Source organism: Pseudomonas sp. YL2 (assembly GCF_023063025.1).
Classification (GTDB): Bacteria; Pseudomonadota; Gammaproteobacteria; order Pseudomonadales; family Pseudomonadaceae; genus Aquipseudomonas; species Aquipseudomonas putida_A.
Genome location: NZ_JAJSLU010000005.1, coordinates 165,522 through 175,438, shown reverse-complemented (window position 1 = coordinate 175,438; position 9,917 = coordinate 165,522). Strand labels below are relative to the sequence as shown.

At 61.5% G+C, this 9,917-nt stretch carries 7 protein-coding genes; all 7 read right to left on the bottom strand.

Features of this window, described 5'->3' with window-relative positions:
- Window positions 1–120: 120 nt before the first annotated feature.
- Entirely contained in the window at window positions 121–1,077 is a 957-nt protein-coding gene (gene cmoB / locus LVD08_RS09975) for a tRNA 5-methoxyuridine(34)/uridine 5-oxyacetic acid(34) synthase CmoB (protein WP_027612118.1), read from the bottom strand.
- Window positions 1,074–1,781: a carboxy-S-adenosyl-L-methionine synthase CmoA gene (gene cmoA / locus LVD08_RS09970; RefSeq protein ID WP_247268130.1), complete on the bottom strand. Its 708-nt coding sequence runs from the start codon at window positions 1,779–1,781 to the stop codon at window positions 1,074–1,076. The genes cmoB and cmoA overlap by 4 nt, the downstream gene beginning before the upstream one ends.
- Window positions 1,782–2,060: 279 nt before the next feature.
- Window positions 2,061–2,696: a lysoplasmalogenase gene (locus LVD08_RS09965; protein WP_247268050.1), complete on the bottom strand. Its 636-nt coding sequence runs from the start codon at window positions 2,694–2,696 to the stop codon at window positions 2,061–2,063.
- Between the two features lie 2 nt (window positions 2,697–2,698).
- Window positions 2,699–3,091, bottom strand: a complete 393-nt coding sequence (locus LVD08_RS09960) for a protease inhibitor I42 family protein (RefSeq protein ID WP_098965453.1) — start codon at window positions 3,089–3,091, stop codon at window positions 2,699–2,701.
- A gap of 218 nt (window positions 3,092–3,309) precedes the next feature.
- Window positions 3,310–5,727: an endopeptidase La gene (lon, locus tag LVD08_RS09955; protein WP_095136918.1), complete on the bottom strand. Its 2,418-nt coding sequence runs from the start codon at window positions 5,725–5,727 to the stop codon at window positions 3,310–3,312.
- Between the two features lie 754 nt (window positions 5,728–6,481).
- Window positions 6,482–6,847: a DUF6124 family protein gene (locus LVD08_RS09950; protein ID WP_247268049.1), complete on the bottom strand. Its 366-nt coding sequence runs from the start codon at window positions 6,845–6,847 to the stop codon at window positions 6,482–6,484.
- Between the two features lie 506 nt (window positions 6,848–7,353).
- Entirely contained in the window at window positions 7,354–9,765 is a 2,412-nt protein-coding gene (locus tag LVD08_RS09945) for a glucose/quinate/shikimate family membrane-bound PQQ-dependent dehydrogenase (protein WP_247268048.1), read from the bottom strand.
- Window positions 9,766–9,917: the final 152 nt, after the last annotated feature.

Sequence of the window (9,917 nt, the reverse complement as noted above, 5' to 3'; positions counted from 1 at the left end):
GGGGGGGGGGGCCTGCGGGGAGAGGGGGGTGTACCGGCCAGTTTTTACCCCCCCGCCCCCCCCTCTCCCGGGCGCACCCCCCCTCCCACAGGGGGGATCTCCCGTGTAGGGGAGATCGGGTTATTTCTTCGCGACAATCACCGCGCGCATCGGCGCCGGCAGCCCTTCGATGGTCTTGCTGTGATCCTCTGGATCAAGGAAGTCGCTCAACGACTGGTACTTCATCCACTCGGTACCGCGCTGTTCTTCAACGGTGGTGGTGCTGACGTCTACGCATTTCACATCGGTGAAACCTGCCCGACGCAGCCACAATTCCAGCGCCGGTACCGATGGCAGGAACCACACGTTGCGCATCTGTGCGTAGCGATCTTCCGGCACCAGCACCTGATGCTTGTCGCCTTCGACCACCAGCGTTTCCAGCACCAGTTCGCCGCCCTTGACCAGGCAATCCTTCAGCGCCAGCAAATGCTCGATCGGCGAACGACGGTGGTAGAACACGCCCATCGAAAACACTGTGTCGAAGCCTTCAAGGTTCGGCGGCAAGTCTTCGAACGGGAACGGCAGGTGCCAGGCATTCGGCTCGGACAGATAACGCTGCACGGCCTGGAACTGGCAGAAGAACAGCCAGTTCGGATCGACGCCGATCACGCTGTCGGCACCGGCGCCGAGCATGCGCCACATGTAGTAACCGTTGCCGCAACCGACGTCGAGGATGCGCTTGCCCTTGAGATCCAGATGCGGGGCCACCCGCGACCACTTCCAGTCCGAGCGCCATTCGGTGTCGACATGCACGCCGAACAGGTCGAACGGCCCCTTGCGCCACGGCGACAGGCCCATCAGCGCGGTGCGCATTTGTGCGCGGGTTTCGTCGTCGCAGTCGGTGTCGAGTTTCAGGCCGTTGAGCAGATCGACTTCAGTCGGCTGGAGTTTCGGCAATGCGTCCAGCGCGCTCTGCCAGCGCTCCAGATCGCCGTGACCTTTCTCCATTTTCTTGTCGAGTTGCCCTTGCAGGGTGTTGGCCCAGTCGGCCAGCGGGGTGCCGGCCAGACGGCGGGCGAGGGGGGACAGATCAATCATGGCAAGGCAATCAACGAGGCAAAGTTAAGACACTGGAACCACGGCACGACTTTCGAGAACCCGGCGGCCAACAGGCGTTCGCGGTGTTCTTCGAGACTGTCGGGCTTCATGACGTTTTCGATGGCGCTGCGCTTCTGGGCAATTTCCAGTTCGCTGTAGCCGTTGGCGCGTTTGAACGCGACGTGCAGGTCGGTGAGCAGCGCGTGCTCTTGCGCATCGTTGAAGCGCAGCTTCTCCGACAGAATCAGCGCGCCGCCGGGCAGCAGCGATTGGCGGATACGCGAGAGCAACGCGGTGCGCTGCTCCGGGGCGATGAATTGCAGGGTGAAGTTCAGTGCCACCACCGAGGCCGGTTTGAACTCGAGCGCGAGAATGTCGCCTTCGATCACTTCGACCGGTAACAACTCCTGGAACATCGAATCCTGACCGTTGAGGTACTCGCGGCAGCGTTCGACCATCGCCGCCGAGTTATCCACCGCGATCACCCGGCAACCGTCGGTGCGCACGTGACGGCGCAAGGCTTGAGTCACGGCGCCGAGCGAAGCACCGAGGTCGTACAGAATGCTGTTCGGTTGGGCAAATTGCGCCGCGAGTACGCCGAGGTTTTCGACGATGGTCGGGTAACCCGGCACCGAGCGCTTGATCATGTCCGGGAACACCCGCACCACGTCCTCGTTGAAGGCGAAGTCAGGCACCTGGGCCATCGGCTGGGCGAAAATGCGATCGGGTTCTTTGCTCACGGCGGTTCCGGCGGTGTTGATGAAAAGGCCGGCATTTTAGCCAAAGTGACGCTGGGATGCTTGGGTTGTCTGATAAAGCGCATCAAGCAAACCTTAAGCACACACCTGTGGCGAGGGAGCTTGCTCCCGCTCGGCTGCGCAGCAGTCGCAAAACCTGATTACCGGATATACCTGCAGTATCTCGTGTGGCGATTTTGGGGTCGCTTCGCAACCCAGCGGGAGCAAGCTCCCTCGCCACAGGGGTTAGTGGGGGTTTTTGGAGAACGCGGAGGCCGTGATCCCCCACTGCCCCAGCCAGTAACTGAGGATGATTACGTACGGCGCGGCGTGGAATGGCGATACGAAGCGATCAATGCCAATCACACTGTCGGAGAACACGAACGCCAGCGCACCCGCCGCCGCCAGCAGCGCCGAACGCTTGGGCACATCGGTGCCGAGGCGGGCGAGGGCGCGCCAGAGCATGGCGCTGATCGCGGTGCCATAGACGAGCACTGGCACTAGCAACGGCCCGAGGCCACTGGAAATCAAAATCCCCAGCAGCACCGCGCCGACGCCGAGCGCGAGCACCAGCGGCAAGAGCGCCAAACGCTTGCAATCGCTGAGGTAAGCCTTGAGGTACGCCAGATGCGCCACCAGAAACGCACCGAGGCCAAACACAAACAAATCCCCCGGCCACGCCAGCAGCACGTCACCGAGCACAGAGAAAATCAGCCCCAGACTGATCCAGCGCCGATAGTCGCTGGGTGGCGCATCGTGCAGCCAGCCGAGCAACGCCAGCACCGGTAACGGTTTGACCAACAGGCAGAGCAACGCCGCATGCGTGCTCACACCGTAGAGAAAGGTCACCGCGCCCATCAGCGCCAGAATCAGCCAGCCCACGATCAGTTCACCGAAATGGCGCAGTCGAAGGTTTCTGCCGGTTCAACTTCCGGTTCCCACGGCTGCTGCGAGGTCAGGCGCAGGCGGCCGTTGCCGGTGGCGAAGGCCTGAAAGCGCCAGGTGGAGAAACCGCCCGCACCGACCATGCCGGAATCTTTCGGACTGCTGTAAACCTCAGGGCTGAGTGCATGTAGCACGCCGCCGGCCGAATCCTGAATTGCCCAGCGATAGCCCGTGGTCGGGTTGCTCGGCAGCATCACGATCAGGTTTTGTCCGTTGGTCAACTGCACGGGGCATTCGCTCTGGTTTTCCACGGTCACGTTCTGTTTTGGCTGCGTGGCGCAGGCGGCCAGCAAAGAGAGGGCGAGAGGGACAAACAGGCGAGTGGCGGACATAGGCTCAGTGGCTCCGGCGTTGACGACGAACGGCGAGCATAACTGAGAATGAGACAAAGTGTGACGGTCAGGCGGTTCTGTGGTGTTGCCACAGACGCCTTCGCGAGCAAGCCCGCTCCCACAGTAGTTGTGTGGTGACCACAAATGCTGTGTTCACTACAGAACCCTGTGGGAGCGGGCTTGCTCGCGAAGGCGGCGTGTCAGGCTCTGGATAACTGTCAGAACAACACTTTCGCCACATCCGCAAAGCGCTTGGCGAAGTGCACGGTAATGCCTTCCTTCAGATAATCCGGCAACTCCTCAAAGTTGCCCCGGTTCGGCTCCGGCAGGATCAGTTCGAAGATCTTCTGCCGCCGCGCCGCGATCACCTTCTCACGCACGCCGCCAATCGGCAGTACGTGCCCGGTCAGGGTCAATTCGCCGGTCATCGCCACGCCTTTTTTCGGCGGCTGATTGCGGGCGAGCGAGAGCAGGGCGCTGGCCATGGTCACGCCGGCGCTCGGGCCGTCTTTCGGTGTGGCACCTTCGGGTACGTGCAGGTGGACGAAGGCTTCATCGAAGAATTTCGCATCGCCGCCAAACTGTTTCAGGTGCGAGCTGACGTAGCTGTAGGCGATCTCCGCCGACTCTTTCATCACGTCACCCAGTTGCCCGGTGAGTTTGAAGCCACGGTTGAGCGTATGGATCCGCGTGGCTTCGATCGGCAGGGTCGCGCCGCCCATGCTGGTCCACGCCAGACCGGTGATCACACCGGTGCCGGACAGCACTTGTTCATTGCGGAACACCGGATGACCCAGCGAGGCTTCGAGGTCTTTCGGGCCGAGCTTGATCACCGCTTTCGGGTCTTCGATGAGTTTCATCACCGCTTTGCGCACCAGTTTGCCCATCTGTTTTTCCAACTGGCGCACCCCGGCTTCACGGGCGTAACCGTCGATCAAAGCCTTGAGCGCGCTGTCGCTGATGCTCAGGCTGCCCTTGGACACGCCGGCCTTTTCCAGCAGCTTCGGCCACAGGTGGCGCTTGGCGATGGCGACTTTTTCTTCGGTGATGTAGCCCGACAGGCGAATCACTTCCATGCGGTCCAGCAACGGCCCGGGAATCGAATCCAGGGTGTTGGCGGTGCACACGAACAGGACTTTCGACAGGTCCATGCGCAGGTCGAGGTAGTGGTCGAGGAATTCGACGTTCTGTTCCGGATCGAGGGTTTCCAGCAGCGCCGAGGCCGGGTCGCCCTGGTAGCTCTGGCCCATCTTGTCGATCTCGTCGAGCATGATCACCGGGTTCATCACTTCGACGTCTTTCAGCGCCTGCACCAGTTTGCCCGGCTGCGCGCCGATGTAGGTGCGGCGGTGGCCCTTGATCTCGGCTTCGTCACGCATGCCGCCGAGGCTGAAGCGATAGAACGGCCGGCCGAGGGATTCGGCGATGGATTTGCCAACGCTGGTTTTACCCACGCCCGGCGGGCCGACCAGCAATACGATGGAGCCGCTGATTTCGCCTTTATAGGCACCGACCGCAAGGAATTCGAGGATGCGATCCTTGATGTCGTCGAGGCCGGCGTGGTGTTTGTCGAGTACCTTGCGCGCGTACTTGAGATCGAGTTTGTCCTCGCCGTACACGCCCCACGGCACCGAGGTCGCCCAGTCAAGGTAGTTGCGGGTGACCGCGTACTCTGGCGAGCCGGTTTCGAGGATCGACAGTTTGTTCATTTCCTCTTCGAGGCGTTTCTGCACCTGTGCCGGCAGCACTTTGCCTTCCAAGCGTTGTTCGAACTGTTCAAGGTCGGCGCTGCGGTCGTCCTTGGTCAGGCCGAGTTCCTGCTGGATCACCTTGAGCTGTTCTTTGAGGAAGAACTCGCGTTGGTGCTCGCCGATCTTGCGGTTCACTTCGGCGGAGATCTCTTTCTGCAGGCGCGCAACTTCGACTTCCTTGCGCAGCATCGGCAGGACTTTTTCCATGCGCTTGAGCATCGGTACGCAGTCGAGCACTTCTTGCAGTTCATTACCTGTCGCCGAAGTGAGGGCGGCGGCGAAGTCGGTCAGCGGCGACGGATCGTTGGGGCTGAAGCGGTTGAGGTAGTTCTTCAGCTCTTCGCTGTACAGCGGATTGAGCGGCAGCAGTTCCTTGATCGCGTTGATCAGCGCCATGCCGTAGGCCTTGACCTCGTCGGTCGGCTCGGTCGGCTGGTGCGGGTATTCGACTTCCACCAGGTACGGCGGGCGGTGGTGTTTGAGCCAGGTCTTGATGCGCACGCGGCTCAGGCCTTGGGCGACGAACTGCAATTTGCCGTTTTCGCGACTGGCGTGGTGCACCTTCACCAGCGTGCCGTATTCGGGAAGGGCGCCGGTGTTGAAGTGGCGCGGGTCTTCCTGGGGCGTGTCCATGAAGAACAGGGCCAGGGAGTGGTGGTCGGATTTGCTCACCAGATCGAGGGTTTCGGCCCAGGGTTCTTCGTTGACGATGACCGGCAGCACTTGGGCCGGGAAGAACGGGCGGTTGTGGATCGGGATGACGTAGACCTTGTCCGGCAGGTTCTGGCCGGGCAGGGCCAGGCCTTTGCCGGATGAGGTGTGTTCGATGTGTTCTGCTTCGGTGTAGTCGTCTGGGTTGTCCGGGAATTCTTGCTGGTCGCTCATGGGGCACCTGCGCAATGGGGTATGGGTCTTAGATGGGGCAGGCTTTGGGTGGTTTCAATGGGGGGCGGTGTTTCTGCTTGTGCGTTCAGGGTTTTGACAGGCGTCACGCTTTGGGCTTGGCGGCCTTTGGGCCGACCAGGTTCTTGGGGTTTTGGGTGTTTATCCGTTTTTTTGGGTGTGGCGGATGACGGTTTCGCCCTTACGGCGAGTCACCTTTTCCAGACGCCGAAAAGGTAACCGAAAAGGCTTGCTCCTGCGTTCGGCCCGCTCGCTGGGGCTCGGGGTCCCTTCGCTGCGGGATTGATCCGTGGGGCAGCGCCTCCGGTTTGCTTCGCTGCACCTCCTCTCGCTGTGTTTGGCTGCGCCAAACGGTCGCTGCGCTCCCACCCCCGGCTCAATCCCTCCACTCAGCCTTCCGACGTCGCCCGTGGATCAAGATCAAGAGCGGTACTCGAGCTTGCGCTCATTGTTTTGAGTGGGGCGGCTGCGCCGCATGGGGCATGCACAAATCAAAGCTGTGGGAGCTGGCTTGCCAGCGATGGCGGCCTGACAGCCGACCAGCCTCCAACTGACCACACCCATTCCAACTGTAGGAGTGAGCCTGCTCGCGATGGCGGCCTACGAGCCGACCAATCTCTAACTGACTCAACCAATTCCACTGTGGGAGCGGGCTTGCTCGCGAAAGCGGTATGTCAGTCACCGCAAGTGTTGGATGTGCTGACGCTTTCGCGAGCAAGCCCGCTCCCACTATGGCTCAGCTGTGTGCCGCAGATTGGGTGATTTCCACATTATCCAGCACCCGATTCACCGCCAGTTCAGCCAGCATGATGATCTGCTGGATCGCCAGAATCGTCTGCCGCTGCGGGCTGTCCACATAGGCTGCGATGTCGCTGGTCATGATGCTCGCCGAGGCCAGTGATTCGCAGGCGTGGACCAGCAGACTTTCGTTGTCCATGTCCGGGGCGACCTGGAACATGCTGCTGGGTTTGTGGAATCTCACCGTGGCGGCGGAGGGTTTCAGGTAGTGATCCAGCGCACGCTCGGCGGCGTCGTGGAGTTTTCTGGAATCGAGGGATTCGTAGGGGGAGGTTTCGGGGGGATTGGGTGTGGGTTTGATCATGGTGAATTCTCAGTTGGTGAAGTGGAGCTACATTCAATTGCCGCGACGCAATATGAGGTGGCAGCTGTACGCGGGTTCGCGGACCGATAACTGAGGAATCGGCATACCCCCAAAGAAGGTATCCCGCGCACAGCCGCCATGACACAACCAACAGGCATCCGAGATGCTGTCAGGTTGGCGATTATGCATCAGTTATCAGGCCGCGACGCCCGGCCGCTGAATTTCCAGCGACCACCAGAGCCTATCCACCCGACTTCCGAGGCACAACCGACGCATCCTGTCGGAAGTCTCCCGCTCACAACGCGCTTCTGTAGGAGGAACACCTTCCTTTGTAGGAGTGAGCCTGCTCGCGATAGCGGTAAATCAGTCACCGAAAGTATTGACTGAAATACCGCTATCGCGAGCAGGCTCACTCCTACAGTGTTTGGGGTGAATTCAACATCGATGTGCACAAAAAAGGCGATGTCCCTCACGGAACATCGCCTTTCCTTTACCGCCGCTAAAACTTATTCCGGCAGTTTGTACGCAATCACATAGTCACCCATCTTGGTGCCCAGCGAGCCGTGACCGCCAACAACGAGCAGCACGTATTGCTTGCCGTCCTTGCCGGTGTAGGTCATCGGGGTCGCTTGGCCGCCGGCAGGCAGACGCGATTTCCACAGTTCTTTACCGGTGTTCACGTCGTAGGCGCGCAGGTACTGGTCGAGGGTGCCGCTGAGGAAGCCGACGCCGCCTGCAGTGACCATCGAGCCGCCCATGCTTGGCACGCCCAGGGTGAAGCCGATCGGGATCGGCGAGCTGTCGCGGCTGGTGCCGTTCTTGCGTTTCCACACGACTTTGCCGGTGGTCAGGTCGATACCGGCGACGTAGCCCCAGGCCGGGGCCTGGCACGGTACGCCCAGTGGCGACATGAACGGGTGCATGATCACCGCGTATGGCGCGCCGGTGTTTGGCTGCACGCCAGCGGTTTCGCTCTCGCGTTTGCTGCCGGCGGCGACTTTCTCGCGTGGCACCATTTTCGAGACGAAGGCCATGTAGTTCGGGCTGGTGAACAGCATCTGGCGAACCGGGTCGACCGAGACGCCGCCCCAGTTGAACACGCCGACGTTACCCGGATAGATCAGGCTGCCCTGTTCCGACGGAGGCGTGTATTGGCCTTCGTAGCGCAGTTCCTTGAACTGGATGCGGCACAGCATCTGGTCGAACGGGCTGGCGCCCCACATGGCTTTTTCAGTCAGTTCCGGGGCCAGCAGGTTGAGGTCCGAACGGGCCTGGGTCGGTGCGGTGTGGTCGCCTTTCACGGCGCCTTGCGGAACCGGGATTTCCTTGATCGGGATGATCGGCGTGCCGTCACGACGGTCGAGGACGTACAGGCTGCCCTGTTTGGTCGGAGCGATCAGCGCCGGCTTCACGCCGTCGGCGGTTTTCATGTCGAGCAGGGTTGGCTGGCTGCCAACGTCCATGTCCCACAGGTCGTGGTGGGTGAACTGGTAGTTCCAGCGCACTTTACCGGTGGCCAGGTCGAGGGCGACGATGCCGGCGCTGAATTTCTCGGCGCCTGGAGTGCGGTCTGCGCCCCACTGGTCTGGAGTCTGATTGCCCAGCGGCAGGTAAACCATGCCGAGTTTTTCGTCGACGCTGGCCAGCGACCACATGTTCGCCGAGTTGCGGCTGTAGGTTTCGCCCGGGGCCAATGGCTCGGTGGCATCCGGCTTGTCGCTGTCCCAGTTCCATACGAGGTGACCGTCACGCACGTCGAAGGCGCGGATCACGCCCGATGGCTCGTTGGTCGACTCGTTGTCGGTGACGTGACCGCCCATGATCACCAGATCACGGGTAATCGCCGCTGGCGAGGTGGAGTAGTAGCCACCGGCGGTGAACGGGCCGATACCTTGGGTCAGGTCGACCACGCCGTTTTTGCCGAAGCCTTCGCAGATCTTGCCGGTGTCGGCGTTCAGGGCGATCAGACGGGCATCAGCGGTTGGCAGGTACAGGCGACGCGGGCAAGCCTGGGCAACGGCTTTGCCAGCTTCGGAGATGACGGCGGAAGCGGCGTTTTCCGACTTGGCGTAAGCGGCTTCGTCGTAGTACGACACGCCACGGCAGGTCATGTGGGCAAAGCCCTTGAAGCCTACCGGGCTCTTGATCTGCGGGTCGAAGCGCCAGATTTCCTTGCCGGTGTCCGGATCCAGCGCCAGCACTTTGCTGTGCGCGGTGCAGGCATAGAGCATGCCGTTGGCTTTGAGCGGGGTGTTTTCGTTGGTCAGCTCGACCGGGTCATCAGCGGTTGGCAGGTCGCCGGTCTGGATGCGCCAGGCTTCTTGCAGCTTGCCGACGTTGGCCGGAGTGATCTGCTTCAGCGGCGAGTAGCGGTCACCGAATTCGGTGCGGCCATAGGCCTGCCAGTCGCCATCAGGCATTTGCGGCGCGGTGCTGGTCATGTCTGCGGTGTCGCGGCCCAGTTCGCCAAAGGTTTCGCCCGGGTGGGTGAACAGGCTGGCCAGGGCAGTGACGCCGGCCAGCACCACGGCCACGGTCAGGCCACCCGTGCCCATCGGCGCCGGGCCATTGAGCAACAGGGGACGACGGAACCACGGCAACAACATCACGATGCCGAGGACGAACCACAGCGCCAGACGCGGCACCAGTTGCCACCAGTCCAGACCGACTTCCCACAGGGCCCAGACGGTGCTGGCGAACAGCACGATCGCGTACAGGCCCAGCGCTGCACGACGACGCAGCAGCAACAGAATGCCGCTCAGCGCAATGCCGATACCGGCCAGCAGGTAGTACAGCGAGCCGCCGAGCATGCTCAGCTTGACTCCCCCGGCCAACATGGCCAGGCCCATCAGTAGAAGCAGAATGCCGAGCAGGCTCGGTAGCAGACGGCCCCGACTCGAAGCACTTTCGGTGCTCATAGTGTGATTCTCCGTGACGTTTATGTAGTCCCGCGCTTTAGTCACTCTAGATGACGATTGGGCGCAGGTATGGTTCAGATAAAAACTTGTCTAGCTAACGAATTTCTTCGGTAGGAGTGACCCGCCCCGGGATAGGGGTGTTCCAGTCCCGG

What these genes read in the sequence shown, in the direction of transcription:
- cmoB (WP_027612118.1), bottom strand. Translation starts at nt 1,077, where the DNA reads ATGATTGATCTGTCCCCCCTCGCCCGCCGTCTGGCCGGCACCCCGCTG.
- LVD08_RS09960 (WP_098965453.1), bottom strand. Translation starts at nt 3,091, where the DNA reads ATGTCCGCCACTCGCCTGTTTGTCCCTCTCGCCCTCTCTTTGCTGGCC.
- lon (WP_095136918.1), bottom strand. Translation starts at nt 5,727, where the DNA reads ATGAGCGACCAGCAAGAATTCCCGGACAACCCAGACGACTACACCGAA.
- LVD08_RS09950 (WP_247268049.1), bottom strand. Translation starts at nt 6,847, where the DNA reads ATGATCAAACCCACACCCAATCCCCCCGAAACCTCCCCCTACGAATCC.
- cmoA (WP_247268130.1), bottom strand. Translation starts at nt 1,781, where the DNA reads ATGGCCCAGGTGCCTGACTTCGCCTTCAACGAGGACGTGGTGCGGGTG.
- LVD08_RS09945 (WP_247268048.1), bottom strand. Translation starts at nt 9,765, where the DNA reads ATGAGCACCGAAAGTGCTTCGAGTCGGGGCCGTCTGCTACCGAGCCTG.